At 56.9% G+C, this 25404-nt stretch carries 21 protein-coding genes and 5 pseudogenes; 12 read left to right on the forward strand and 14 right to left on the reverse strand.

What is annotated here, in order from left to right:
- Positions 1-109: 109 nt before the first annotated feature.
- A pseudogene (locus BVK86_RS04120) lies at positions 110-363 on the reverse strand (transposase); the annotation flags it as partial.
- On the opposite strand from BVK86_RS04120, the pseudogene BVK86_RS30055 reads away from it, so the two are divergent.
- Positions 353-502: pseudogene (locus tag BVK86_RS30055) on the forward strand (integrase); the annotation flags it as partial. The pseudogenes BVK86_RS04120 and BVK86_RS30055 overlap by 11 nt on opposite strands.
- A gap of 154 nt (positions 503-656) precedes the next feature.
- On the forward strand, positions 657-1730 hold the full coding sequence (locus BVK86_RS04125; RefSeq protein WP_075945218.1) for an NAD(P)/FAD-dependent oxidoreductase: 1074 nt from the start codon (positions 657-659) through the stop codon (positions 1728-1730).
- A gap of 37 nt (positions 1731-1767) precedes the next feature.
- Here the strand turns inward: BVK86_RS04125 and BVK86_RS04130 are convergent.
- From BVK86_RS04130 to BVK86_RS04145, 6 genes and pseudogenes are all read right to left on the reverse strand, one after another.
- Positions 1768-2052: pseudogene (locus tag BVK86_RS04130) on the reverse strand (IS30 family transposase); the annotation flags it as partial.
- A 154-nt stretch (positions 2053-2206) separates the two neighbouring features.
- Complete coding sequence (locus BVK86_RS30420) at positions 2207-2962, reverse strand: methyl-accepting chemotaxis protein (protein ID WP_408002996.1); 756 nt, start codon at positions 2960-2962, stop codon at positions 2207-2209.
- A 102-nt stretch (positions 2963-3064) separates the two neighbouring features.
- Positions 3065-3892: pseudogene (locus BVK86_RS30425) on the reverse strand (cache domain-containing protein); the annotation flags it as partial.
- Between the two features lie 555 nt (positions 3893-4447).
- Complete coding sequence (locus BVK86_RS30430; protein ID WP_411961625.1) at positions 4448-5500, reverse strand: methyl-accepting chemotaxis protein; 1053 nt, start codon at positions 5498-5500, stop codon at positions 4448-4450.
- Between the two features lie 81 nt (positions 5501-5581).
- A pseudogene (locus tag BVK86_RS30680) lies at positions 5582-6076 on the reverse strand (MCP four helix bundle domain-containing protein); the annotation flags it as partial.
- A 967-nt stretch (positions 6077-7043) separates the two neighbouring features.
- Positions 7044-7934: a SphA family protein gene (locus tag BVK86_RS04145; RefSeq protein ID WP_075945220.1), complete on the reverse strand. Its 891-nt coding sequence runs from the start codon at positions 7932-7934 to the stop codon at positions 7044-7046.
- Between the two features lie 521 nt (positions 7935-8455).
- Between BVK86_RS04145 and BVK86_RS04150 the strand changes: the two genes are divergently transcribed.
- Both BVK86_RS04150 and BVK86_RS04155 read left to right on the forward strand, forming a co-directional pair.
- The gene (locus tag BVK86_RS04150) at positions 8456-9571 is read left to right on the forward strand and encodes an iron-containing alcohol dehydrogenase (protein WP_075945221.1); all 1116 of its coding nucleotides are present in this window, start codon (positions 8456-8458) and stop codon (positions 9569-9571) included.
- On the forward strand, positions 9568-10914 hold the full coding sequence (locus BVK86_RS04155) for an amidase (RefSeq protein ID WP_197678084.1): 1347 nt from the start codon (positions 9568-9570) through the stop codon (positions 10912-10914). The genes BVK86_RS04150 and BVK86_RS04155 overlap by 4 nt, the downstream gene beginning before the upstream one ends.
- Before the next feature lie 68 nt (positions 10915-10982).
- On the opposite strand, the gene BVK86_RS04160 is transcribed toward BVK86_RS04155, so the two are convergent.
- Complete coding sequence (locus BVK86_RS04160) at positions 10983-11894, reverse strand: LysR substrate-binding domain-containing protein (RefSeq protein WP_075945222.1); 912 nt, start codon at positions 11892-11894, stop codon at positions 10983-10985.
- Between the two features lie 316 nt (positions 11895-12210).
- Between BVK86_RS04160 and BVK86_RS04165 the strand changes: the two genes are divergently transcribed.
- Positions 12211-13104, forward strand: a complete 894-nt coding sequence (locus tag BVK86_RS04165; protein ID WP_075945223.1) for a tryptophan 2,3-dioxygenase — start codon at positions 12211-12213, stop codon at positions 13102-13104.
- A gap of 189 nt (positions 13105-13293) precedes the next feature.
- Here the strand turns inward: BVK86_RS04165 and BVK86_RS04170 are convergent, their stop codons facing one another.
- Positions 13294-14358, reverse strand: a complete 1065-nt coding sequence (locus tag BVK86_RS04170) for a glutathione S-transferase family protein (RefSeq protein WP_197678083.1) — start codon at positions 14356-14358, stop codon at positions 13294-13296.
- A 213-nt stretch (positions 14359-14571) separates the two neighbouring features.
- On the opposite strand from BVK86_RS04170, the gene BVK86_RS04175 reads away from it, so the two are divergent.
- Positions 14572-15174, forward strand: coding sequence for a glutathione S-transferase family protein (locus BVK86_RS04175; RefSeq protein ID WP_197678082.1), 603 nt, complete (start codon positions 14572-14574; stop codon positions 15172-15174).
- A gap of 25 nt (positions 15175-15199) precedes the next feature.
- Here the strand turns inward: BVK86_RS04175 and wrbA are convergent, their stop codons facing one another.
- From wrbA to BVK86_RS30440, 4 genes are all read right to left on the reverse strand, one after another.
- Positions 15200-15829 carry an NAD(P)H:quinone oxidoreductase gene (gene wrbA / locus BVK86_RS04180; RefSeq protein WP_075945225.1) on the reverse strand — a complete coding sequence of 210 codons (630 nt, stop codon included), beginning with the start codon at positions 15827-15829 and terminating at the stop codon, positions 15200-15202.
- A gap of 77 nt (positions 15830-15906) precedes the next feature.
- The gene (locus BVK86_RS04185) at positions 15907-16857 is read right to left on the reverse strand and encodes a ring-cleaving dioxygenase (protein ID WP_075945226.1); all 951 of its coding nucleotides are present in this window, start codon (positions 16855-16857) and stop codon (positions 15907-15909) included.
- Positions 16858-16942: 85 nt separating this feature from the next.
- Positions 16943-17623, reverse strand: a complete 681-nt coding sequence (locus BVK86_RS04190; protein ID WP_075945227.1) for a nitroreductase — start codon at positions 17621-17623, stop codon at positions 16943-16945.
- The gene (locus tag BVK86_RS30440; RefSeq protein WP_197678081.1) at positions 17593-17892 is read right to left on the reverse strand and encodes a Rossmann-fold NAD(P)-binding domain-containing protein; all 300 of its coding nucleotides are present in this window, start codon (positions 17890-17892) and stop codon (positions 17593-17595) included. The genes BVK86_RS04190 and BVK86_RS30440 overlap by 31 nt, the downstream gene beginning before the upstream one ends.
- A 212-nt stretch (positions 17893-18104) precedes the next feature.
- Between BVK86_RS30440 and BVK86_RS29765 the strand changes: the two genes are divergently transcribed.
- The 4 genes from BVK86_RS29765 (at position 18105) to BVK86_RS04205 (ending at position 22182) form a co-directional block, all read left to right on the forward strand.
- Entirely contained in the window at positions 18105-18251 is a 147-nt protein-coding gene (locus BVK86_RS29765; protein ID WP_157720461.1) for a hypothetical protein, read from the forward strand.
- A 78-nt stretch (positions 18252-18329) separates the two neighbouring features.
- Positions 18330-19166, forward strand: coding sequence for a type 1 glutamine amidotransferase domain-containing protein (locus BVK86_RS04195; RefSeq protein ID WP_075945228.1), 837 nt, complete (start codon positions 18330-18332; stop codon positions 19164-19166).
- Positions 19167-19400: 234 nt separating this feature from the next.
- Positions 19401-19958: a lipocalin family protein gene (locus tag BVK86_RS04200; RefSeq protein WP_075945229.1), complete on the forward strand. Its 558-nt coding sequence runs from the start codon at positions 19401-19403 to the stop codon at positions 19956-19958.
- 466 nt (positions 19959-20424) lie between these two features.
- Positions 20425-22182, forward strand: a complete 1758-nt coding sequence (locus BVK86_RS04205) for a sensor domain-containing diguanylate cyclase (protein WP_075945230.1) — start codon at positions 20425-20427, stop codon at positions 22180-22182.
- A gap of 273 nt (positions 22183-22455) precedes the next feature.
- Here the strand turns inward: BVK86_RS04205 and BVK86_RS04210 are convergent, their stop codons facing one another.
- Complete coding sequence (locus tag BVK86_RS04210; protein WP_075945231.1) at positions 22456-22914, reverse strand: winged helix-turn-helix transcriptional regulator; 459 nt, start codon at positions 22912-22914, stop codon at positions 22456-22458.
- Positions 22915-23051: 137 nt separating this feature from the next.
- Here BVK86_RS04210 and BVK86_RS04215 point away from each other — a divergent pair, with 137 nt between their 5' ends.
- Together BVK86_RS04215 and BVK86_RS04220 are read left to right on the forward strand one after the other, a co-directional pair.
- Positions 23052-24335: an MFS transporter gene (locus BVK86_RS04215; protein WP_075945232.1), complete on the forward strand. Its 1284-nt coding sequence runs from the start codon at positions 23052-23054 to the stop codon at positions 24333-24335.
- On the forward strand, positions 24332-25228 hold the full coding sequence (locus BVK86_RS04220) for an EamA family transporter (protein ID WP_075945233.1): 897 nt from the start codon (positions 24332-24334) through the stop codon (positions 25226-25228). Before BVK86_RS04215 ends, BVK86_RS04220 begins: the two co-directional genes overlap by 4 nt.
- Positions 25229-25404 lie beyond the last annotated feature (176 nt).

Here is a 25404-nt window from a genome sequence, read left to right on the forward strand (position 1 = left end):
GCGCCGACTAAGACATAGTGAGAAGCGGACAGCTACTTTGCCGGTTGATGTCCGCTTAACATTCCCGGACCAGATCAGCGCCGTTGTAGGTCACGTTGATAAGAACGACCTAGGGTCTGCCTGAAAAGTTGGCCCTCATGCAGCGCTCGATACAGGCGAGCGTCACCATGGCTCTAAAGCTGCTGTCAGCTTGTCATATCGCGTATTTAGACGCCGCTTTTCCTTTAACCAGCCAAACAGACGCTCCACCACAGTGCGCTGGCGATATTTCGGTCGGTCGAACTGGTGCAGCAGGCCTGGGCGCGGGCGCCGATGTATGGGGCGACGGGGAATGATCGGGCGCATGCCGTAACGAGTGCAATATAACTGGGCGGACTACATCGAACGCAGGCGACCAATGATTGCCCGGTGGAGTGATCGCATTCAGGAAGCTGCGAGGGGCAATCTGTCAGTGTCAGCAATGACGGAAAACCAGGACAGGAAAATCGTCTCGATACTCTGACCAAGGAGTAACTACCTCCCCATAGTTGACGGTGGCAACAGGCAGAAATCGGCCAGTAGCAGACACTCAGAAAGCGTCCTGAACGATCAGGTTCTCATGTAATGAAATCATCCAGCTGTCGTACCATCGGCACATCAACAAAACGGAGGTTGATATGGGAGATGGTCAGGGCAAACGAGTCGTTGTCATTGGCGCAGGCATCGTTGGCGCGTCATTGGCGTATCACTTGGCAGGTAAAGGCGCGAATGTCACTTTGGTAGAAGCGGAAGATATAGCTTCGGGAGTGACTGGCAGCTCATTCGCTTGGCTCAATGCCTCACACCCCGAACCCGACCCAATCGCGCAACTGCGCGGTTCTGCCATCAAGGAGTACCGCCGACTCGAAACGCAGCTGCCAGATCTAGAGATAAGATGGACAGGCGCCTTGTCTTACAGCGTGATGGCGATTGAAGCGCTGCCAACCTCAGGTCACCAAGCTTCGGCAAACCTGGTGTCTCGATCGCAGATTCTCGACTTGGAACCAAATCTCAAGAACCCTCCCCAGTCTGCTCTGTATGCGGCTGAAGAAGGAGCGCTGGACGCAGTAGCAGCTACGCATGCGTTGATCGCAGGTGCCCAGGCGCATGGGGCGAAGATTCTCACTCAGACGCGAGTGCTCGGTTTTGTAACCCAGAGTGCAACGGTGACTGGAGTCGAAACAACAATAGGCATCCTCGATGCCGATATTGTCGTACTGGCAGCCGGGACAGGCATCACGAAGCTGGCAGACACGCTTGGAGTGTCCCTGCCAATAGAGGCATCTCCTGCCATTTTCATCCGTTACAAGTCACAACCCAACCTCGTGCACACCCTCATCTCCAGCCCTGATATGGAAGTGAGGCAAAGTTCGGATGATGCGTTGCTGGCGGCAGAAGATTATCTGGACGACGCCGTGGAAAATCAGCCGGCAGCGATAGCGCTTCGAACTGCCAAGACGATCCAGAACGAACTCCATGGTGTTGTTTCCATAGATCCGGAACGGGCTTGTGTCGGACTCAGGCCCATGCCTGCCGATGGCATCCCCATCATTGGTTATCTACCCAAAGTGGGTGGCGTCTACGTTTGTGCAATGCACCCTGGAATTACTTTGGCGGCGGCAGTGGGACGTCTGGCCAGCGAGGAGATCATCGATGACAAGGTGTCCAGTGCCCTTTGCCCATGCCGGCCCGATCGATTTTTGCAAGCGTAGGGGGGGGGCTCTAGTGAGCCAACAATCGGCTGTGGATTCAACCGGTCGACGCAACAGATTGGCTAAATCGTTCAGCGGGTGTTTCGTAGTCTAGTGTTTTCCTAGGGCGGCTATTTAGCTGCCTTGCGACTTCATTGAGCGTGGCTTGCGAGTGATCCGCAAGGTCGGTTCCTTTTGGGAAGTACTGCCTTAACAACCCGTTGGTGTTCTCATTCGATCCCCGTTGCCAAGGACGATGAGGATCGCAGAAGTAGACCTTTATGTCGGTAGCCACCGTAAAGCGCTTAAGGTCAGCCATCTCTTTGCCGCGATCCCAGGTCAGCCATGTGTTCCATAGCTAAGTCCCCGCCTCTTCCGGCGTCCTGCTGACCGTTAAAAAATCTTCATGTAACGCGGTGTTACGCTAACCTCATAACCAGCCAAGAAGAGCGCAATACCGCCCACTGGGGCAGGAAGTATTGCGCGGCAGTAAGCACTCAAATTTTGAATTGTCCGACCAGTACCTGCAAACGCCCACCCAGGCTATTCAACTCTCGGGCCGTGCTGGCACCTTGCACGGCATCGTCGGCGACACCTTCCACTGCAACGGAGATTTCGTGCACGCTGCGATTGATCTCCTCCGCCACCGCCGTCTGCTCCTCGGCAGCGCTAGCAATTTGCGCGCTCATCGAGTTTATGGTGCCGATTAACTTGGCGATAGTGTCCAGCGACTGGCCTGCACGAATTGCTTGCTCGGTCGTACTTTCACCCATTGCGCTCGCGCGCTTCATAGCCTCCACCGCATTGCGCGTGGTGCCATGCAAACTGTCAATCATTCTCTGTATTTCGCCAGTGCTTTGTTGGGTACGACTCGCCAGTGCTCGCACCTCATCGGCTACCACTGCAAAACCACGACCAGCGTCTCCGGCCCGGGCTGCCTCAATGGCCGCGTTGAGCGCCAGAAGGTTGGTCTGATCAGCAATCGAGCGAATGACTTCGAGCACGCCCACAATGGACTGAACGTCTTGGCGTAGATTATTCAGTGAGTCGCTGCTGCTACGGACTTCACCAACCAATTGATGGATACTCTCGACACTGCCTTCCACCACACATTTGGCAGACGCTCCCTCCTCGTCTGTCTCTCGTGCAGCATCAGCAGCCCGCTGGGCACTGGCAGACACCTCATGGGCTGCAGCAGACATTTCATTAATTGCTGTCGCTACCTGCTCAGTCTCATGACGTTGCCCAATCATCGCTTTTTCAGAGCGTTGCGCCTGACTGGATACCGCACTAACCAGCCCGGATAACTCGGTGGTTGTCCCAGCAACTTGTTGGACCAAAACATGAATTTTATCAACAAAGAGATTGAAGGATAATGCTAGTTCGCCAAGCTCATCACCACTAGCCACCGGTAACCGGTGGCTAAGATTGCCATCTCCGGAGGCAATGTCGTCAAGGCTGGCCTTGATCTGCAGCAACGGTCGCAAAATCGAGCCGCTCATTCCCTTTGCAAGTATGCCCACCACAATCAACAATGCAATCGTAGAGCCGAGCATAACTAACAGCGAATGGTTAATACTCTCCCTAAATTGCTTTCGCTCCTTCTCTACGCTAACGTCGACATCATCAAGGTTTATTGACGTACCAAATACCATGCCCCATTTTGGCAAATACTCGGCATATCCAATTTTAGGTACAATCCGATTGCTAGAGCCGAGCACAAAGCTATAGCCGACGTAATGGCTATTGCTCTTTCCCGCAGCTACAAGTTCTCTAATTGCATACAGCCCATTAGGATCGCGGTAATCAGAGAAGCTCTGTCCGATTTTGTCTTCTGTAGCCCCCTGAAGCAATCGCACACCGCTCTCATCGTAACCCCAGAAGTAGCCATCGGCTCCGTACGACAACCGCTTTAGTACTTCGATGGCCTTTGCACGAGCAGCCACATCACCGTTCGCCGACTGGTCATAGAGCGGCTCAATTGCCTTTCTCGCCATAGCCACTAACTGCTGAATATCATTACGATGATCACCAACCAGCCGTTCACGAGTCAGTTCTTCTTGCTGTACCGCAAGCCGCTCCAAAAGCACCATGGAGACCGCGCTAAACAAAATGCTCAATAGAAATATTGGCACCAACGCAAGCAGCAACAGCTTGGTACGCAAGCGGATGGCACTAAACATGATGAAGTCCTTCTTAAATTGGGTGGCGATTTTTCTCACCCAGGTATCGGCCGGCTGCACATCTTGCTTTACCTATACCTTGGTATAAGCCTCGCCTCCCCTCGCTCTCGGCACATGCACTGATAAGGTACGGCTCAGCGCGTTATTGCTTTGACATAGACTTGGCAGGCCGCCAACGCAATCACAGCCCGGTCGCCTTCGTCGGTGATGGCGATAATTCGTTGAGCGTAACGTGGGGGCATTCTTTCGCGAGGGGCCAAGTGTAATGGAACTCGGCTGGAACACTTATCGTTCACTCTGGAGGACAAGGTTTCGCAAGCAAGGCAGCGGCAGCAGCAGCAGCTATGAATTATGCCATTGAAGTTCGTCGAGAGCCGAGGATCCGGGCACTTATCACTCATGTCAATGAATCACCCCTTAGTCTGGTCAGGCGGCTTGATCTGACCTTTGAGGCAGAAATTGAAGTACATGGCAAAGCCATGGGCATCTACACTCGCGAATGACACCCGCCTCCGGGTTGTACAAGGCTGAGTCAGCGTTTGCGACAAGTCGCCCTTAAATTACAAACCGCGTCACCATCGCACTTAGGTCAACCGCCAGGCGTGACAACTCGTTGCTGGCGGCGCTGGTTTGATTGGCGCCGGCCGAAGTCTGCATAGACAGGTCATGGATGTTGACCAGGTTCCGGTCAACTTCCTTGGACACCTGTGCCTGTTCCTCCGATGCGCTGGCGATTACCTGATTGCGTTCGTTGATCTGCGAGATCGACTCGGTAATTTGCGTCAGAGCCTCGCCAGCAGCATTTGCCAGTTCCAACGTTGATTGTGTGCGATCGGTATTGCGTGCCATTGACAGAACCGCTTCGGCAGTGCCGCTTTGAATTCCGGCCACCATGATCTCGATTTCTTGAGTGGAGTCTGCAGTACGATGCGCAAGTGCCCGGACTTCGTCGGCAACAACGGCGAACCCTCTGCCGGCTTCACCCGCGCGGGCAGCCTCAATTGCAGCGTTAAGTGCAAGCAGATTGGTTTGCTCGGCGATGGAGCGGATTACATCCAGTACCCGGCCAATATCACGCCCCTTCGCCGCCAGGCCTTCAATCAGTATGGAGGTGTTTTGAACGTCAAAGGTCATAGACTCAATGGCTGCGACGGTCTGTACCACTCGGTCACGTCCATGGACTGCAAAGACGCTGGATTGCTTCGATACTTCAGATGTAGAAATCGCATTGCGCGCTACTTCTTCTACGGCCGCGGTCATTTCATTGACGGCGGTCGCGGCCTGCTCGATTTCGTTGTTTTGCTTTTGCAGGCTTCGGGACGATTCGTCGGTTACCGCACTCAATTCCTCAGAGGCTGATGCCAACTGCGTCGCTGATCCGGAAATCTGCTCTATCGTCCGACGCAGATTTTGCTGCATTACCAGCAAGGCCGCTAGCACCTTACCCGGCTCATCGTTGCCATCTACTTCAATAGGCTTAGTCAGATCGCCAGCGGCGATTTGCTCTGCTGCATCGAGCGCGCGGGCCAGGGGAACGACAATACTGCGGGTCAGTAGCCACGCTAGAAATACGGTCAAGACGACCGCTATGATCGATGTGCCGATGATTGCGTGGGTGGCGTTATCGAATTGTTCGCTTGATTCCTTCGAAGAGATGACTGCCGCATTTTGATTGATGTTTATCAGCTTTTGAAGGCTCGCCGACATCACTTCTAAAGAGCTAGTCAGACGCGTATTGAGTAACGCTCGTAATTCCTCCACCTTGTCCTGCTTCGATAGCTCTAGCGCTTCGCCCTGGATCTTCAGGTACGAATCCAGGGAGTTGTTGAACTGAGCGAAGGTGGATTTTTCTTCAGCACCGGCTGGAGTAGCGCCGTAAGCATTTTTCGCTGCTTGTAGTTTTTGGATATATTCAGGGAGAGAATTATACATCTGTTGCAGTTGAGCATGATCGCGGTTGTTAACCATGCGTGAAGCAACGATCCGTAAATAAAGAGTATTTTCCTGTACGTCGCCCAAATACACGATGCTGGGCAGCATGTTTGTTTCCATGTCGACGGCGGCTTGCCGGATCAACGCCATTCGACTCATTGAAAATAAACCTAAGGCGATGACTAAAAGAGCAATTAGCGAGAAGCCCAGAAAAGCACGCGGTGCGACACCCATATTTCGTATGACCGACATCCATATACCCCTAGAATGGTGAGAAACGAGAGAGCATACGTACAGTCCTCATAAGTAACACTCATACATACGTATCATAATGACATCATCACTAAAAATTCATCAGTCGCAAAACCTCAGCGCGAGCCGCCCAGGCTAAAACAAAACAGAATCTCTCACTGCCACAGTCGAGTACAAACCAGGCAGGTGTCTAAGCGTCGGATGTGCCAGCACGTAAGTATGCTTTTCTGAATTTCGGCTGAAGCTGGAAAAAACCGATCATAAGACTGCAGCCACCATTAACTACTCTAATATCTCCATGGATCCAGAGTTAAAATCGTTACTGCCATACCTGAGGCAAAGCGGAGCATAATGCCAATGATCATAGTGAGTTTACGTAGCGCTTTATCGAAATAATAGGCAGCTTTATTGCGCACACCGCGCTCAACAAACCTTCATACATTGTGCTAAAACCTCACACTTACTCTGCCACTTCCAGACTCGTTTCATTCATCGTCGACATCTTCCAACAGCGTAGTGGATTCGATATCAATAAAATTTTAATTAGCGGCGCTAACTCTCGGAACTGCCTTTCAGATGTCTACCTGCGCTGATCTCTAGCTGATCAACAACCCTCAAGCTATCCAATCTCTTGCCAAGAAGTTTGAACTACAAGGAAGACGTTGCGCTACCAAAGATAAACTTGTGAAATCGCTAATTTACTTGAAAAGGCAGAGCTCCCGCTGCCCGGCTAAATGCCGGTTGACCGATAGAGTGGTAGCCATGCCAATGTCCGCTTTGGTCGATCATGTTGAAAAAGTCGAAATTTCAGATCTCCTGAACTTACGCAAGATCACCACCGGAGATGGGGCGGCAATTCCAACATCATCAGCGTTAGACCCAGCGCCATCGCGAACAAGCTGGCTCCCATAGGGGGATCGTCCCCCCGCCAAGCGCCCGGCTTGATCAGCCGGGCGCTTGGCGGGCGCTAGAACGGCACGCTCAGTTTTAGCCAATAGGCATTACCGTCGGGGCGGTTGCGGACCTCGGTTTCGTTTTGCCATTTTGCGGTGAGGAACCAGCCGCTTTTACTCGAGTACTTGATGGATGGACCAATGGCCAGGCTCCGGCTTTTGTTGTCCTCCACCCGCTCGCCGTCCTGGCGGTCGTCGGTGGTTTGCCACAGGGCATAACCGCCCACGCCAAGCACCCAGCCGTTGCCCATCCCCCAGCCGACGGAATAGTCCATGTGCAGTGACTGGCCAGACCGATAGTTGGTTGCGGGGTTTTCGAAGTTGAAGTCATACATCGTCTTGACGTCGACGTTCAGGCCGTCCGGGTCGACATACGCCAGTGCGACAACGGGCTGGATCACCCAGTAGTTGCGACCGGTGTTGGCCAGGTCATTGCGTTCGTAACGGCCTGTGGGGACGATGGTATCGACGGCGAAAATCGCGTGCATCTTGTCACTGTAGTGATAGCCCAAGGCAGGCGCGAGGATGATGTCACCCAGGCCGCTTTTGCTTTGCGACTGGTCGTTGATGCTGACCTTGACGTCCACCAGCGGCGCAATCAGGTGAAAGCCGAGTTGACCACCCAGCACTTGCTGCTCGGTTACCCAAATAAAGCGGCCGGCGATGCAATCGGCTCGCAGGTCGAAATCCATGGGCAGCTTCTTGCCATCGTTGCCCCGAAAGCTATCGACCTCGTAGTGGCTTACGAACACCTGGCCGTACATACCCGGGGGAGGCATCGCGCCGGCCATGTAGGATTCCGCGCCCAAGGGGTAAGACGAACCACCTCCTTCGCTGGCGTTCGCCATACAACTCAAGGCCATGCAAGTAACACCGGTGAGGTTGAACAACGATTGTCGATTCATGTTTTTAAGCCTTCTTATTGTTTTGTTCGGGCGCACGGCTGAGTTCCCGCGACGGGTTACGGGTGTTACTCGCTGGGGAAACTTCGACGGATTTATAGAGCCGTCAATTTAAAATGTCACGATTAAAAACTACCCTGCCAGGCCGACAAAACATTGCGAGGCCCGGTGTAGCGGCTGATTTTCAAATACAATCCGCACTTGAAAACAGGCTAAATCAGGCAGTAAAAACCTTACAAATCAATCAATTACATAAAGAAGTGAAAAATAATCAAGCAATATCACCCACTTAGAATAAACAACCGAACTCCAATCGTTCGCAATTTAAGAACTCTGCGTACAACCAACTCCCGCAACTAACCCCTGCATTAATTCACCAAAAGAAAAACTCAGAAGGCCAGTAAGCCAACAAAACAATTGATCGTCCAAAACCCTGGACGCTACGTTCTGGACAACAGTCTTGTGACGATGCGCGCCACGCGTCAGCCTCAAGGCGTATTCAGCAGCCAACAAGGTCAATAACAATGAATCAACTCACTTGCCTGCCGCAGGATTCGGTGTTGTGGGGCACAAACATCCTGGCGGACGCCGTTGCCCGATTTGCCGACCATGGCATAGAGCGCCCGATTACTTTCACGGTGGCGCCGCTTGAATCCTTGAATGAGACCGCGCTGCAACCGCACATCCAGCAGAGTGTGGGCGTGTTCACCGATTTGCCGGCGCATGTACCGGACGTCGCAGTCCAGGAGGGCTTGCAGGCGTGCATTCGCCTCGGCGCCAAGTCGATCATTGCTCTGGGCGGCGGCTCGGTGCTCGACGCGGCCAAGGCTGTGTCGTACCAGCACTTTCAGCGTACCGGCATTTACCTGCCTATCGCGGCGCTGCCCACCACCCTGTCAGGCTCGGAGTTTTCCCATTACTTCGGCATCACCGAAACCACCGGTCGGGTGAAATTCAAACGCAGTTACGCCATTCGCGAAACGACCCCCAAAGTGGTGGTGCTCGACCCTGTACTGTTGCTGGATACGCCCCGCTCGTTGCTACTGTCCTCGGCGATCAAGGGCATGGATCACGCGGTGGAAGGCATGCGCAAGGTCCGCGTCGACCACCCCCACGCGATCATGTCGGCCAGCGGTTTGCAGCGTTTCTTCAACGTGCTGGAGCGCTGGCCTGAACGGTTCGAAACCCGCCTCGCCATCGACCATGGCCTGGTCACCCCCCACGACCTGCTGCAACTGCAACTGGCGGCGTGGCAATGCTACTTCTCACCCGCGTCGGTGATTTACGGGCTCAGCCACCGCATCGGTCATATCTTGGGCGGTACTTTCGGCCTTCCCCATAGCATGACTTCGTGCATCACCCTGGCACCGGTCATCCGCGCGTGCGCCGAACACTACGGGGCCAAACTCGATATTTTTACGCCGGCGCCCAACGGGCAGGCCGCCGAACAATTGGCCGAGCGCGTCGCTGGTCTGGTGCTCAGACTCGGCCTGCCTCATCGCATCAGCAGCTTTGACATCGACAAGTCGCAACTGGGCAAAATTGCCGAGTTGCTCAACGCCAATTACCCGAAAGAGGTCGAGGACTTGGGCGACAACGCGGCGGTCAAGCTTGAGCTGCTGCTGGAGCGCCTGTGGTGATCGCTCGCATGTCAGGGTTGCGTGACGCGCGTCAGGCTCTGCTAAGCGGCAATGTCAGCGCGACAGTGTTGATCGAGCAGGCGCTGACAATAGCGCAAGCTACCCAGCCGACCTTGAATGCGTTTGCCAGTATCACCCGCCACTCGGCGCTGGAGGCTGCGGCGTACAGTGACCGACGCTATGCCGCCGGTACCCAGCGAGCCCTTGAAGGCCTGCCGATCGGCGTCAAGGACTTGATCGACACCCAAGGCCTGGAAACCCGCTACGGCTCGCCCGCCTGCCTGGGCAATGTGCCGTCGGCCAACGCCCAAGTGGTGCAGGTATTGGTGGAGCAAGGCGCGATCATTATCGGCAAGACCACCACCCACGAATTTGCCTGGGGCGTCACCACCTCCAGCAGTGAGTTCGGCGACACCTTCAATCCCCTCGACACCCGCTGCATTCCCGGTGGTTCGAGCGGCGGTGCGGCGGCGGCGATTGCCGGTGGTGCAGTCGCCGCGGGCCTGGGTACCGACACCGGTGGTTCGGTGCGAATCCCGGCGGCGATGTGCGGGGTGACCGGTTTCAAGCCAACCTATGGCCGGTTCCCGACCCAGGGTATTTTTGCCCTGGCGCCCAGCCTGGATCATCCGGGGTTGCTCGGCGCCAGCGTGTCGGACGTGATGCTGCTGGCGGCCGCATTGGGTATCGCACCCGATGACCGGCCAGTCGTGGCACCGCGCTTTAAGATTATCAGCCAGGTCGACCCGGTGCCCATGAGCGCGGCAGTGGCGCAGGCGTTCGAGCATGCCGTGGACAGTGTTCGTAAGGTGTATGGGTGCGACGAAGTCGATACCCCGGGGCTGTTCGAGGGGGCGTTTCAGGCTTTCGCGCAGATTGTCCTGACGGAGGGTGGCGTGTCCCACTTTGCTCGCCATGACTGGGACTTCATCAAGCGTCACTATGGCGCAGAAACGGTAGAGCGTCTCGAGCGGTCCAGGGCGGTGGTGATGAGCGATTACGCCAACGCGCAAACAGTGCGCCGAACACTGCGCGTCAAGCTCGAGCAGGCCATGGCCGGTGTCGATTATCTATTGCTGGCGACTTGCCCCTGCACCGCGCCGCGGGTAGGCCAGTCGAGCTTGAACATCGGCGCCTGGCAGGGCACGGTGCGCGAAGCCCTGATGACCTATACCGCCCCTTTCAATCTCGCGGGTTTTCCGGCCATTTCAATTCCATTACCTTTGCGGGCGCCCGACAGTCCCCTACCCGCTTCCCTGCAAATCGTCGGCCGAGCGGGCGATGATGCGGGCCTGCTGCGGATTGCGATGGCGCTGGAAAGTCTGTTGGCTGAGGGCTGCTGAAGGCAAGCAATCCCACTGACTGCCCCCCGTGTGGGAGCGAGCAGGCTCGCTCCCACACGTCTTGTGCCTTACGCGTCGTCGAAGGTCGTGACCTTGGGAATCTCCACGGCGAGAAAATCGATCAGCGCCCTTACCGCCGGCAGCAGCCCGGTGCGATGAGGCATCAGCGCGGTCATGCGTGCGTCCGCGACCATCCACCCCGGCAACACCCGTCGCAGGGTGCCGTTCTTGAGTTCTTCCTTGCAGATATAGCCCGGCAGCGCAGCGATCCCCAGGTTCGCGCAGGCGGCTTCCTTGGTAGAGATCATGTCGTTGCTCTGGAATCGTGGCGCGATAGGCACGCTGGTGTCCTGGCCAGTCGAGCTGCGCAAATTCCAATGCGGCGAACCTCCGCGCACGATCGAAATGGTCGTGTGTTGCGCCAGGTCCTCCGGGGTCGCCGGTGCCCCCGATTTCTCCAGATACTCAGGCCCGGCGAACAGGAACCATGGCACACTGGCAATCGCCCGCTGGACCAGGGACGAGTCCTGCAACGGCGAGATGTGCCCGCGAATCGCCAGATCAAAGCCTTCGCCGACAATGTCCACCAGCCGGTCGGTGGATATCTCCACGATCTGTACCTTGGGATAACGGGCAAGGAACGTGGGCAGCAAATCGCGCAGGGCGAACTGGGCGATTTCTACCGCCGTGGTGATGCGCACGACGCCGCTGGGCTCGGCCAGCCGTTGGCGCACCGCCTCTTCGGCGATGTCCGCGCTGTTGAGCATGGCGATGGCGTACTGGTAGAACTCAGTACCGATGTCGGTCATGCCGAACTGGCGCGAAGTGCGGTTGAGCAGGCGAACGCCGAGATAGTTTTCCAGCTCATGGACCCGATGGCTCAGTGTCGATTTGGGAAGTCGCAGACTGTTGCCGGCGGCGGTGAAGCCACCTCGGTCGACCACTTGAACAAAGTAAAAGACATCTTTCAAATCCAGCATCCGGGCATTACCTGGGCAGAATCACGATGGAGAAAACCGGGGCGTTTTTTTTCTGGAATGAGCCCTCGGTAATTGATGCTAACCGCTGCGCAATAGAGGCCCTGCGATCATCGATTGCTTCATCATAAGTACGTGACCGTCTGACGACAATGACAGTTATTCTGGCAGGATTCAGGGGGTATTTACCGCAAGGATCGTTCGCCGATCCGGGACTTAACGTACAGCACGGCCAACTTCTCAGGCCTGCGCCCTCGCCCTAGTATTTTCTTGATCCCCGCCGCTGATTGGCAGGCTGAACACGACCAGGAAAATAACAATGAACAACACCCTAGATACCGCGAGCCTCGCTCCCACCGACACCCCCGTCGGTCAAACGCCCTACAGCGCCTGGATGCACACTGATGTGCTGCACTCCCTACAGACCCCGGTCAGCGATCACCCTGGCGAACATGCCTGGATCGCCCACGTGCAAGTGTCTGAGCTCTACTGGATGCTCATCGTCAAGGAACTGCAAACGGCGCAACGCCAATTGCGCGAAAACAACCTGGGCCACGTCTACCGCACCTTGATGCGGGTGGTCGGCCATCAAGAGGTGCTGGACGCCAACTGGCGCTCGATTGACTGGATGACGCCGAACGACCTGATGGCAATCCTCTCACGCGCCGCCGCGACCTACGGCAAGGACACTGCGCTGCAAGGCTGGACCTATCGACACATGGTTTATTTGCTGGGGATCAAGCAGGCCGAGCATCTTCAACATTTCGAACCGCAACCGGCGCGCCTGGCACAACTCAAGCAGGCCCTGGCCGAACCGAGCCTCTATGATGAACTGCTCGCCTATTTCAGCCGCATCGGCATGGATGTGCCCAAAGCGGTACTGGCGCGTGATTTCAGTGCCCCGTATGTTCCAAGCCAAGCCATCGAACAGCTATGGCGCGAGATTTATGCCGGTCCCGATATCAACCTCCAGTTACAGCAGATTGGCGAAACCCTGGCCGACATCGCCGAGGCGTTCAGCCAATGGAAGTACCGTCACCTGATGGCAACCCGACGAACTTTCGGTACCCGCCCCGCCTACTTCGGCACCGAAGGCGTCGCCTGGCTGGCACCGACTCTGGATGAAATTCCGTTCCCGGAACTTTGGTCGGCCCGCACCTTCATCGGCAATCCACCAACAGGGTGCCCGCATATGGCCAAGCACAAAAGCTGAGGGCGGGTTTCAAATCTGAATCCGCAATCGCGGGCAAACCTTGCTCCTAAAGGTACAGCAGCAACGCCTCGACTCGGCCGGCACCCGCCATTACTCCAGGAGCAAAGCTTGCTCGCGATTGCGCCCGTACATTCAACATTGCTAGCGCCTGACACGACGCCAGCTCGGGCAAGCTTTGCTCCTACGGGCTCACCGGGCAGAACAGTCTGACAAACCAGCGAAATACTCTGAAGGCGGCAGTGAATCGATGGACGCGCCAATCGCCTCGCGGCATAGCGACGGCCGTTGGGTTAGGGCCTCGAAATACCGCGTAACCTTGGGCATGTTCTCCCAAAGCGAGGCCAGGCCGAGATAGGCCATACGGATAAGGTTGACACCCCAGACAACGTCCGCCAGTGAGAACTCATCACCCTTCAGATACGGAAACGACTGCGCACCCAGGGACTGCTCGAGCACCATCAGCAAATCGCTGGCATCCTGCCGGGCGGCGCGTTGGAACGCTGCGTCGCGGCAGACCTTTTTACCCCCGCTTTCCTTGGCAATTTTGGCGTGATAGGCCTCCACCAGTCCCGCGTCCCCGGCATTGGCCGCAGCCAGGGCTAGCAGCGCTATTACCTTGTAGTCATACACCGTTTCCATCACCGACTTAAGGCTGTCGGGACGGTGGTCAGCGTCCGGGTGAAAACCGTACAGCAGCGCGGCATTGGGCAACCGATCGACGATGCTGACCTGGCGCATCGCCTGGGCATGAGCTTCCCCATGGACCGGTAACAGTTGCAACGGCTCACGGGACACACCATCGAGGTAGCAGCAGATGCGCTTGGAATCCGCGATCACCCGCCCGGCCACATAATCGATGAGTAACGGTACCGCACAGGGATCGAAGCCCTCGGTCTCCACCGAGGTACGCCCGCTATAGCCGTTGACCAATGCCTGCCCCATTTCTTTACCGGCGATAAGTCGCAAGCGCACATACGAGGGGTTGTAATGCTCGGCTGCAATGACGCCGTCAGCGCCCATCGAGCACAGGATGATCAAGTCGTTGGAGCGGTAGGACAGTTGTTTCTCATGCAGGACCGTGCGGACTTTTTGCGAGCACAACGAACTCGCGGCATGGAACAGTTCAAAACGCGGCTCAGGCTCATCACCCACCAGGGTGCTTCGCCAGGGGTCAAGCATGCCGACGCGCACAGCGGCAGCCATGTGCTTGAGTTGTTCGATGGTTTTGGTCACATCTGCTTTATCAACATCCACGACAGTCTCTCCTTCGGTTCGTTTTTTTTGATTTCAGTAGAAGATCGGGGTCTTTTTTGAGCGTTGATCTGCCGGTGTCCGTTCGCCAAGAAGTGCCAAACGGCGCACCGTCAGGCACGAGCAAATCCGGTAGGATGGGAAATGTCCCAGGCACGGGATCGCGGGTTCATCGCGGTCATGCCTGGCCCCTGATTTCCCGTTGGAGCGAACATCTTGCGACTCTATGACAGCCGAATGTCGGGCAACGCCTGGAAGGTGCGCATTCTGCTCAATCAGTTGGGGCAGCCTTACGAGCGCATCACCCTGGACCTGGCCAAAGGGGAACAACTGACCCCACAGTTCCAGCAACTCAACCGTTTCTGCCGAGTGCCGGTGTTGCAGCTAGATGACGGCCGGACCGTCGTCGAGTCCGGCGCCATCCTGCTGCACCTGGCAGAGGGTAGCCGCTACCTGCCGGACGATCCCTGGCTGCGCTCGCAAGTCACGGGCTGGCTGTCGTTCGAACAGGGCGACCTGCAAAAACCGTTGGCGCTTTGCCGGGTTTACCATTTGAAGGGCATCACCGAACAAATGGCCGCGCAGATCGAGCAATTCCATAACGAAGGCTACCTCGCACTGGCTCGACTCGAGCAATGGCTGGTGCAACACACCTGGTTGGTGGGCGACCACTACACCGTGGCTGACCTGGGCCTGTTTGCCTATGTCTCGCTGGCCAGCCAGGGTGGTTTTGACATGCACAGGTTCACCGCCATCGGGCAGTGGCTGGAGCGGGTCAAAAACCAGCCAGGCTGGGTCGAACTGCTGCCGGCAGGATGAGCACCCTGCCGGCGACTCACCGCTTTCAGGCGGCTTCGGTGACCGACGGCACGCAGCGCAACGAGCGCGCGACCGAAGCCACCCGACGGCCCTGGTACTCGGCGACGGCCAGGTGGTCGTCATCCGGCACCAGGGTGTCGTGCACCGAGACATGGGTCGCGCCGTAAGGGGTACCGGCCTTGAACATCGACGGATCGGCATAGCCCAGCGGCACGATGATCAGGCCCAAGTGGGCCATCGGGGCATAGATCGACAGCAGGGTCGATTCGTTGCCGCCATGCCTGGACGAGGTCGAACCGAACACCGACCCGGCCTTGCCGTTGAGCTTGCCGGCGAACCACAGGCCGCCGAGGCCATCGATGTAGGCCTTGAGCTCCGAAGAGATCGAACCAAAGCGTGTCGGCGTGCCGAAGATGATGGCGTCGGCCCATTCGGCGTCGGCTTCGGTCGGTTTTTCATATTTGGCGTTCATGGCTTCGGCGCTGTCGAACCAGCCCGGAACCTGCTGCATGACTTCAGGACCGACCAGCTCCCGAGCCCGACGCAGTCGAACCTCGGCGCCTTCGGCCACGGCCCCAGCGGCAATGGCGTTGGCCAGTATTTCGGTGGAACGGGTGCGCGAATAGAACACGATCAGAACGTTTGGTTTGGACATGATGCAACCTGTGCAGGAAGGAAGGTGAACAGCGACCGCTGGATGCGATCGCTGGGTGCAGGGTGTGAGGTGTCGAGTCAGATCGAGATCGGTTCGAGCCGGCTCAGCAGCTCTTCCTTGCGCTCGCTCAGCCACGACGGCGTCTGGAATTCGGCGCCCAATTCGTCGGCGGCTTCATCGATGGTGAAACCAATGTCGGTGGTCGCCGCTTCGAACATCACTCCGCCAGGCATCTTGAAATACATGGAGCGGAAGTAGTTGCGGTTCACCGATTCGGAGGTGTCGATATGCCCCATGGACATCAGCTTGTCCTTGAGTGCCATCTGCTGTTCGACGTTGTCCACCGCGAATGCCACGTGGTGGATCGTGCCTTCGCCATAGATCGATGAACCTTGCAGGCGGTCGGGCTCGTGCTGGAACTCGACGACGGTGCCTGGCGCGCCGCTGGCGGTTTCAAAGCGGTGATAAGGACCCTGTTCGCCGGCGTAGCGGAACTCCAGCGCGTCTTTCATGAAGATGACCGACTCGGCCACCTCGCGCAGCGACAGCGTGATGCTGTGCACGCCACGAATGGCAAATTGCTCGGGGATGTCAGCGGCGACGCAGGCAGTACGGCTGTCCTGGTCGGAGGCGACCAGATCGAATTCGATGCCGCACGGGTGCAGGAAACGCTGGCGTGTTTCGCCGAAACGAGTGACCGTTTGCTTGTCGTAGGTCACGCCGAACGCTTCGAAACGGGCACGCCAGAAGTCCAGGGAGTTCTTCGGCACGGAGTAGTTGATGACCCGGATCTGGCCAGAGCCTGGACGGGCCTTGACGCCGCGCTGGCGGAACGGGAACGAGGTCACCAGCGTGCCGGCGTCACCCCGGGCATTACCGTAGTACAGGTGATAGATCGGTTCGTCTCCGTCCAGCAACACGGTTTTCTTGATCAGGCTCTGTCCCAGCAGCTTCACGTAGAAGTCGACGTCCTCTTGGGCGCCGGCGACGCCGGCGGTCAGGTGGTGAAACCCTTTAATGGCTGACATGTGATTCTCCAGTTTTCCGTGGACAAGCAGGGTCCGCAACGCGTTTACAGCGCCGTGGGTAATTAACGTGGTGTTGTCGAAGTGCTTAGTCGACGAAGGTCGTGAACTCTTCGAGTTCCAGCCTGGCGACGGTCATTTTGTTTTCCGCCAGGCTGTTGTCGGCCCAGCCCAGGGACATGCCGGCGACGACCATCTGGTCATCGGACAGGTTGAGTTCGGCGCGCAGCAAAGGGTGCTGCAGCGACCAGATCTGCTGCGGGCAGGTATCGAGCCCGCGGCCCTTGGCGGCCAGCATCACGTTCTGCAGGAAGCAGCCATAGCATAGGAAGCTGGCCCACTCCAGGCGTCGGTCCATGGTGAAGATGATGCCCACCGGTGCATCGAAAAAACGGAACTGGCGCTCGACATCACGCCGCCGTCCTTGCTTGTCACTGCGGCAGCAGCCCTGGGCATCGCCCAGTTGCCCGCGGAAGGTATGGAAGCGGGTCTTGTAAGGGTCATGCAGCTCTGGCGGAAAAAAGGGATATTCCGGCACCTGCCCTTCCGGCGATGCGCGATAGGCTTGCACGGCGGCCTCGGTAATGCGCTCGCGGGACTTGCCGGTGATGACATAGCAACGCCATGGCTGGCTGTTACTCGAACTCGGCGCATGCTTGGCCGCCGACAGAATGTCCCTCACCATCTCCATGGGCACCGCTCGATCCAGAAAACCGCGCTTCGCACTGCGTTCGCGAATCAGATCATCAATGAACAGGGCATTCGGCATTTCCTGTCTCCTTTATTCTTAGTGTGGAGTTTCAGTGATTCCCGTTTCTGGCGTCTGTGCTGTTGCCGACTGCCTTGGGTGTAGACAAAGCATATGGGCCTTGCCCCGCCCCGAGAAGGCGCGGCGCTTGTACGCAGCGTTGTGGATATGTGGACGATCATTGCGGCTGCGTTGGGGCTGATGGCCAGCGCCTCATGGCTGCGCGCCCGCAGGGTGCCTGCCAGTTTGGAACCGCTGAGACCGAAGCCACCGATGACGATGATTTTCATGACTTTCTCCACTGGGCAACGGCGTGGGTTGCGTCGGTGTGGAGTCAGATTGCCTGGGCGCAGCTGACAAGTCCTTGTGCCAGCCTTGGTTTTGTCTTGGCGAACCCTTGGATTTGAGTCCAAAGCCATTCTGTAGCGGTTTTGCATCTGCCGTATGGTCAGTTGCAACGACCAACCGCCGGGTTGGCGGCGCTCCGTCGGGGAGGTTCACTGTGCAATACGCGTTTGAAGACTTTGTGCTCGATCCGGAACGCCGGGAGCTGACCGTGCTGGGGCAAGTGGTGGCCATTGTGGCAGTCCGCTTGAAAATAATGCGACGAGAGAAATCTCAAATGTTGATTACCCAATGTAACAAGTGAAATTCAATTCAGGGGCTCTATCACTTTCTGCTCCAGTAATAAGATGGCTCCAGCCAATCATCCCTACTGGAGAATCCCGTGAAGAAAATCATTAGTGCCGCCCTGCTAGCTGCTGCCGCTAACTATGCCAATGCCGGCACGGTATTGGTCGTGCTTTCAGATCAGGATCAACTGAACCTGAAAGACGGCAAGGTCATGCAGACAGGTTTCTTTCTGAACGAATTAATGCAACCGGTCCAGACGTTTATCGCGGCGGGTCAAACTGTGGTGTTTGCCACCCCTAGCGGCAAGGCGCCAACCGCCGACCAGAAATCCAATGATGTGAACTTCTGGGGCGGCGATGAAAAGGCCCGCCAGGAAAGTCTCGCGCTGCTGGATACGCTGAAGCTGACGTCGAAGACCGGCTCGCCGGCCATCAGCTTCGCGCAGGTTCAGAAAATCGGATACGACAAATTCGATGCCGTGTTCGTGCCTGGCGGCCATATCCCGATGCAGGATCTGCTGAAAGACAAGCAACTGGGTCAGTTGCTGACCAACTTCCATGAAAACGGCAAGATCACCGGCTTCACATGCCACGGCACCATCGCCATGCTGTCGGCAATCCCGGACGCGCACGGTTTTGTGTCCGCGCTGGAATCCGGCAAACAGCCGGCAGCGCCAGCCAATTGGATCTACAAGGGTTACAAAGTCACGGCCTTCACTGACGAGGAAGAAGAGCAGGCCAAAGGCTTCCTGGGCGGCGGCCATATGAAACTGTTCCCGCAGGATGGCCTGACGGCAGCCGGAGCTGACTTCTCCGAAGCCAAGCCTTGGAGCGAGCACGTGATCGAAGACCGCGAAGTCATTTCCGGCCAGAACCCTCAGTCGGCGAAAGCCGTCGCCGTGGCCATGCTGGCGAAATTGAAGCGATCCTGATCGGCCGTTCGGGCTGAACCCGGCGTGGGTGCTGCGGGCTGATCTGTCTTGGCTCCAGCACCACCGTCTCCCGACACACCGAGGGCTTGTGCGCCAGGACATGCGTTCCACCTGACCGTGGCAGCGATCGGCCTGTACCAACAGTGAACGCCACCACCAAGAAATCGATAGCACTTTTCACCCTCGCCTGCCTCCAATGACATGTGTGTTTCTCCTGACAATCTGGAGGTCTATATGTCGATTCGCAAGACCGTTCTACTTTCCTGCCTGGGTTTGGCACTCGCCGGGTGCGCCGGGTCAAGCCAAGAACCCCCTCCGACTACCATGCAAGTCGACCTGCAAAAATACCAGGGCACCTGGTACGAGCAGGCCAGGTTACCGATGTTCTTCCAGCGCAATTGCCAGCAGTCAGAAGCGCATTACGGCCTTCGCAATGATGGCCGCATTGACGTCACCAATCGTTGCAGGGAACAGGATGGCAACTGGAAAGAGGCACGCGGAATTGCCGAACCGCAGGAGCCCGGCAAGACAGACAAACTGTGGGTGCGATTTGATAACTGGTTCAGCCGCATCGCACCAGGAATAACCAAAGGTGAGTATTGGGTGCTTTACCACGACCCCGCCTACCAGTTCGCACTGGTGGGCCACCCGAACAGAGAGTATCTATGGGTCCTTTCACGCGCTTCTGAAATTAACGGCGCCAACCGCGAGCAACTGCTAAAGATTGCTCAGCAACAGGGGTATGACACCCGCAAGCTAATCTGGCGTCCGGCAGATCCGGTCAAGCCCTAGTCAACGTGTAATGGTGCGTAGGCAGCAGTCTACAGATTGTTGCCTGACGTCAGCGTCAGAGAGCGACCCAAAGCTGCCCGTCGCATGAGGCAGAAAACGGCTAATAGATTCCCGTCGTATTCGACTCGGCCCATTACCTCCAGCAGCAGTCAATCAAATCGTAAACATAAGTCTGTAATCAGCAGATGGCCGTCTATGGCACGAGTCAGGTTGACGGGAGGTAGGTACACCAGAGCTATTTATTCACCACATGGGGGCTGGCCATCGCCTGCCAATATGGGTGACACGAGTCCGTCCCCTTTCGATTCCCACGGGGCAACGGTAGTGGCTGTCAGCCAGTTCGTCACGGTGGAACAGTACGCGTAACGAAATTGTGACGGCAGAAAGCTATTATTATTAAGTTTTTCAAATCCAAGCCGATAAGCACCAAGAGGCACAACTCGCAACCCGGAGTGGAAAAATCCGAATGTTGTCCAGCAAATCCACGTCGCCAGCAGGGTCCCGAGACGAGCGCTTCGACGGCCTGCTCCATATGGTTAGGAGGCAGTTCGGTGTCTTGGCCGTCCTGCTGACAACCGGCGCCCAGGATCTCCAGCGTTTTTGCGCTAGCGCCGGCCCGATTGTGCGCGACACACTGCCAGACCTCCGCATGCCGCTTCCCTCCGATGCCAATGCCCATACATTGCTGCTCGTGCCGGATATCAGCCGCGACGAGCATCTGCGCAATCACCAGCTGACAAAAACGTTTCCCTCGCTGCGCTTTCTCGCTGCCTGCCCTTTGCAGGCGCCAGATGGAGGGCAACTCGGCCTGCTCTGCCTGCTTCACGACCAACCCCGCGAGCTGGATGCCGAACAACAGAAAGGGTTGCAGGAGTTCGCTCAATTGGCAGTTGGGGCGCTGCTGCTGAAGGAGTCGGATCGAGCGGAGTTTGAGCTTCCTAGCGAAAGCGAGCGACGTAAAGCGCTGGCCATCGTCACCAGCGGCACCGGTGTTTGGGACCGGAACATGCTCACCGGCAAAGTCAACTATTCCAGTAGTTGGAAGGCCTTGCTGGGCTACACCAACAACGAGGTCGGCGACGACGCCGCGGAGGCCTACACCCGCATCCATCCTACCGACTTCGCCTACGTGCTGGCCGTATACCAGGAGGCCATCGACGGGCGCACCGAGGTTTTCGAAGTGGAGCACCGACTACGCTGCCGAGACGGCAGTTACAAGTGGGTCTGCAGTCGCGGCAAGGTTGTGGAATACGACTGCGCCGGCAAACCCGTGCGCATGGTCGGAACCACCACCGACGTCACTGCCATGTACGCCCTGTCGGAACAGATACAGCTGAAGGCCGCGCTGCTGACCGACTTGACCAACGAAGTCCCCGGCATGGTTTTCCAGAATCTGCGGCAGGTGCATGGACAGTACAGTTTTTCCTTCGTCAGCATCGGGGCCCGCGACATTTACGGAGTGACGCCGGAGCAACTGATGCAGGATGCCGACATTCTGCACCTGATCATCCACCCGGACGATCTGGCTGCCTACCTCGGATCCCTGGAGGCGTCCGCGAGGGATCTCAAGCCCTGGAGCCTTGAATACCGGGTAGTGCTGCCCGGTGGGGGCGCCGCTTGGCGTCATGGTGCTGCGCGTCCCAGGGCACTGGCGGACGGCAGCGTGCTCTGGCACGGCATCATCACCAATATCACCGAGCGCAAGCTAATCGAAGCCGAGCTGCATGTGCTCGCCAGCACGGATTCCCTGACGCAACTCTCCAATCGTCGCCATTTCATGCAGCACCTCGAAAGCGAGTTGGCGCGGGTGCAGCGTTCTGCCGGCTACCCTGCGGTAATCCTGATGTTCGACCTTGACCACTTCAAAGCCATTAATGATCGCTGGGGCCATTCGGTAGGTGATCTCGCGCTGCAGCACTTCTCGGCCATTCTCTGCAGGCAGCTGCGCAGAACCGATGCCGCCGGTCGCATGGGCGGCGAAGAGTTCGCCGTGGTGTTGAGCGATGCTTCCGTCAACGAAGCCAAAATATTCGCCCAACGAGTCCAGGATGAGCTGGCCAGCGCGCCACTGGACCACGGAGACGAAAGTCTAACCTTGGCGGTGAGTGTAGGTATCGCCTCCCTCCATTCAACCGATGTCAGCGCTGAGGCCAGCCTCTCACGCAGCGACAAGGCGCTTTATTGCGCAAAGCGTGCCGGGCGCAACCGCATCGAGTGTTATTGAAAGGTCGGGAGGGATTCAGACCTCAAAGCAGCGACATCCTAAGACGTATCGAGCCTCCACCGCTCCTCCTGCACAGAGACGATGCTCATTTCAGCATGATCGGAAAAGCATCAAGCCTGGAGCGTTCCAGCGATCGTCTGCTTCTGGCAGATTTCTGCCTGACTCGAAGGGCTGGAACCGGCCAAAAGCGGACATGCTCATGTCAACTACGCCCAACACACTGGCTGTAATTATCCCGGCATTGTTCTGGTTGGAGGCAAGTCTGCTGTCGATTCACGACTCGCCGCCAACAAGTCTCACTCTGTGGCAGTCAGACGGTCCAAGTTTTTGACCGTTTGATGAGCGAACATCAATCGGCATCAGAGGCTGGCCGGACTCTTTGTCTATCAGCACGGAACGCGTCTCCTGCGGCTTGAACAGGAAACGTTCGCCCCACTGCCTGAGACTTATCACAACTGGAAAGATCTCCCTTCCTTTTTCCGTAAGGACGTACTCCTTGTAGGCACTGCCATCTGACGCCGGTCGAATGTCGAAAACGCCGACCTCAACCAGCGTCTTCAGTCGCGATGCCAGAATATTCTTGGCCACGCCCAAGCTCTTTTGGAATTCGCTGAACCGGCGAATGTCGTCAAAAGCGTCGCGGATGATCATAAGCGACCAGCGATCCCCAATGGCCTCCAGCGTCCTTGCTACCGGGCATTCGCTGCTGTGTGGTGAGGCATATTCTTCCATCTTTTTGACCTTGTGCGGTGTGGGGTGGCCAAGTCTGTCCACCAGTCTGGCGCAATGTGGTTGCAATTTAAAACCTGATGCGGCAACAATGAAATCTAGTTTCTAATTGAAACCAGATTAGCACCATGGAGGTGCACATGACAGCAGATACCGACTCAGTCACCAAGCGGTTCTCCAGACATCCTTCGCAATTGCTGCATTCACATACCGCTGAGAGCAGCAGCTGCGACCGCTCTCCAGGGCTTTCTCCGGCGCTGACGTTATTGTTAACAATCACCTGCGCACTGACCGTAGCCAACGTTTACTTCGCGCAACCGTTACTCGACTCAATGGCACTCAGCCTGGGTGTGGCCTCATCAATGATCGGCGTTGTGGTGACGGCCACTCAGGTTGGTTACGCGTTGGGGTTGCTGTTCATAGTCCCGCTGGGCGATTTGATAAACCGCAAGCGGCTGATTCTGACGCAGGTACTGCTGTCGGCGGCGGCGCTCGCTGCGGTCGGTGCAGCACAGCAATGGCTGGCCCTGTTGGGCGCCATGATCATGATGGGCTTGCTGGCAGTGGTCGTTCAGGTATTGGTGGCATACGCGGCCGCGCTGGCAACACCCTCACAACGCGGGCAATCAGTCGGGACAATAACCAGTGGAATTGTCCTGGGCATTCTTCTGGCTCGGCTTACCTCTGGCCTGATTGCGGACATCGCGGGCTGGCGCGCCGTCTACTTCGTGTCCTCAGGATTGATGCTGACCATCGCGACGGTGTTGTGGAAAGTGGTTCCTGTCGCGGCGGCGCCAAGGCACAAAGATTCCTACCTGGAGCTCATCAGTTCACTCTTCAAACTATTCATCACCGAACGCACCTTACGCACCAGGGGCCTTCTGGCTTTACTGATCTTTGCCGCGTTTTCCGTGCTGTGGACATCCATGGTGCTGCCACTGAGCGCACCGCCGCTGTCGCTTTCACACACTGCCATCGGCCTGTTTGGATTGGCCGGCGTCGCCGGCGCCCTTGCTGCCAGTAAAGCCGGTCGCTGGGCCGATCAAGGCCTGGGGCAGCGAGTGACCGGTATTTCGCTGGGGCTCCTGACACTGTCCTGGTTGCCCATCACGTTTGCCGAGACGTCCCTCATCGCACTGGTCTGCGGCGTAGTCTTGCTCGACTTCGCGGTGCAAGCAGTGCACGTCACCAACCAGAGCCTCATTTTTGCTGCACAACCCGACGCCCAAAGTCGCATGGTCGGCGCCTACATGTGCTTCTACTCGGTCGGCAGCGCACTGGGAGCCGCAGCGGCGACCCAGGTTTATGCGCTTTGGGGCTGGATTGCAGTAAGCCTGCTGGGCGCCTTGATCAGCGCTACTGCCCTGGTGCTGTGGTTTTTCACGTTTCATTTTTCAACAACCCATCAAGGAAGATCAGCATGAGAGCCAGGCACCTACTGCTCGCAATCTCGATTACTGCAATATGGGGCTTGAATTTCTCGGTTATCAAACTGGGCCTCACCAGTGTTGACCCGCTGATTCTTGCTGGCATTCGCTTCACGCTTTGCGCACTTCCAGCGATCTTTTTCATTCCGAAACCCGATGTGCAGTGGCGCTACCTCATTGGTTACGGTCTGGTCTTCGGTATCGGACTTTGGGGCGTCGTTAACCTTGGTATTAAGTCTGGTCTTTCCGCAGGGATCGCTTCGCTTGTGCTTCAGTTCAGCGCATTTTTCACCATCCTGCTGGGCTCATGGATATTCAAGGAAGCGATTTCCCGCTACCAACTTGCGGGTATGGGTATCGCCTCCTGTGGTTTGTTGAGCATCATCTCAATTGTTGATGGGACAGTAACGACGGCCGGGCTGGTATTGGTGCTGATGGGAGCGGTCGCCTGGAGTGCAGCCAACGTGATCAACAAAAAAGCGAAGACCACCCAGGTCTTCGCTTTCCTGGTGTGGTCCAGTGCGTTTTCACCCATCCCTCTTTTCGCGCTGGATTACGCTGTTAACGGATCGACGGGTTACAGCGCACTGGTGAATCAACTCGACTACCGCGCCGTCCTGTCGATCCTGTTCCAGGTCTACCCCAATACACTGTTCGGCTACTGGGTGTGGAATTCACTTCTGAAACGATATCCAGTGTCTACAGTCGCGCCTTTGTCGTTATTGGTGCCGGTATTCGGACTGCTTGGTTCAGTCATGATTTTCAGTGAGAGCCTGTCAGCCAACAAAATCGTTGCAGTGGTTCTAATTGTGTCGGGTCTTGGCGTCGGCTTATACGGACAACGCGTCCTCAGTGCGGTGCTCAAGCGTTCTGACCGATGCCCATCGTGATGTAACAGCATGAGCTGGAGATCTTCTGAACACTGCTGAAACCCACCATGGATTCAGACGATATAGATGACTGGCTAAAGGGTCGCCAGGTGCCCTTCGCGACAGGCAGCAATCGGCCACTTTGCGCTTGCTTTCAATGTCAGTTATGGGTCGATTCTGTTGAAAAAAGTCGGATT

The organism is Pseudomonas reinekei, assembly GCF_001945365.1.
Lineage (GTDB): Bacteria > Pseudomonadota > Gammaproteobacteria > Pseudomonadales > Pseudomonadaceae > Aquipseudomonas > Aquipseudomonas reinekei.

What these genes read in the sequence shown, in the direction of transcription:
- BVK86_RS04145 (WP_075945220.1), bottom strand. Translation starts at nt 7,934, where the DNA reads ATGAATCGACAATCGTTGTTCAACCTCACCGGTGTTACTTGCATGGCC.
- BVK86_RS04205 (WP_075945230.1), top strand. Translation starts at nt 20,425, where the DNA reads ATGTTGTCCAGCAAATCCACGTCGCCAGCAGGGTCCCGAGACGAGCGC.
- BVK86_RS04220 (WP_075945233.1), top strand. Translation starts at nt 24,332, where the DNA reads ATGAGAGCCAGGCACCTACTGCTCGCAATCTCGATTACTGCAATATGG.
- wrbA (WP_075945225.1), bottom strand. Translation starts at nt 15,829, where the DNA reads ATGTCCAAACCAAACGTTCTGATCGTGTTCTATTCGCGCACCCGTTCC.
- BVK86_RS04150 (WP_075945221.1), top strand. Translation starts at nt 8,456, where the DNA reads ATGAATCAACTCACTTGCCTGCCGCAGGATTCGGTGTTGTGGGGCACA.
- BVK86_RS30420 (WP_408002996.1), bottom strand. Translation starts at nt 2,962, where the DNA reads ATGATTGGGCAACGTCATGAGACTGAGCAGGTAGCGACAGCAATTAAT.
- BVK86_RS04215 (WP_075945232.1), top strand. Translation starts at nt 23,052, where the DNA reads ATGACAGCAGATACCGACTCAGTCACCAAGCGGTTCTCCAGACATCCT.
- BVK86_RS04160 (WP_075945222.1), bottom strand. Translation starts at nt 11,894, where the DNA reads ATGCTGGATTTGAAAGATGTCTTTTACTTTGTTCAAGTGGTCGACCGA.
- BVK86_RS30440 (WP_197678081.1), bottom strand. Translation starts at nt 17,892, where the DNA reads ATGAAAATCATCGTCATCGGTGGCTTCGGTCTCAGCGGTTCCAAACTG.
- BVK86_RS04190 (WP_075945227.1), bottom strand. Translation starts at nt 17,623, where the DNA reads ATGCCGAATGCCCTGTTCATTGATGATCTGATTCGCGAACGCAGTGCG.
- BVK86_RS04200 (WP_075945229.1), top strand. Translation starts at nt 19,401, where the DNA reads ATGTCGATTCGCAAGACCGTTCTACTTTCCTGCCTGGGTTTGGCACTC.
- BVK86_RS04165 (WP_075945223.1), top strand. Translation starts at nt 12,211, where the DNA reads ATGAACAACACCCTAGATACCGCGAGCCTCGCTCCCACCGACACCCCC.
- BVK86_RS04185 (WP_075945226.1), bottom strand. Translation starts at nt 16,857, where the DNA reads ATGTCAGCCATTAAAGGGTTTCACCACCTGACCGCCGGCGTCGCCGGC.
- BVK86_RS04210 (WP_075945231.1), bottom strand. Translation starts at nt 22,914, where the DNA reads ATGGAAGAATATGCCTCACCACACAGCAGCGAATGCCCGGTAGCAAGG.
- BVK86_RS04125 (WP_075945218.1), top strand. Translation starts at nt 657, where the DNA reads ATGGGAGATGGTCAGGGCAAACGAGTCGTTGTCATTGGCGCAGGCATC.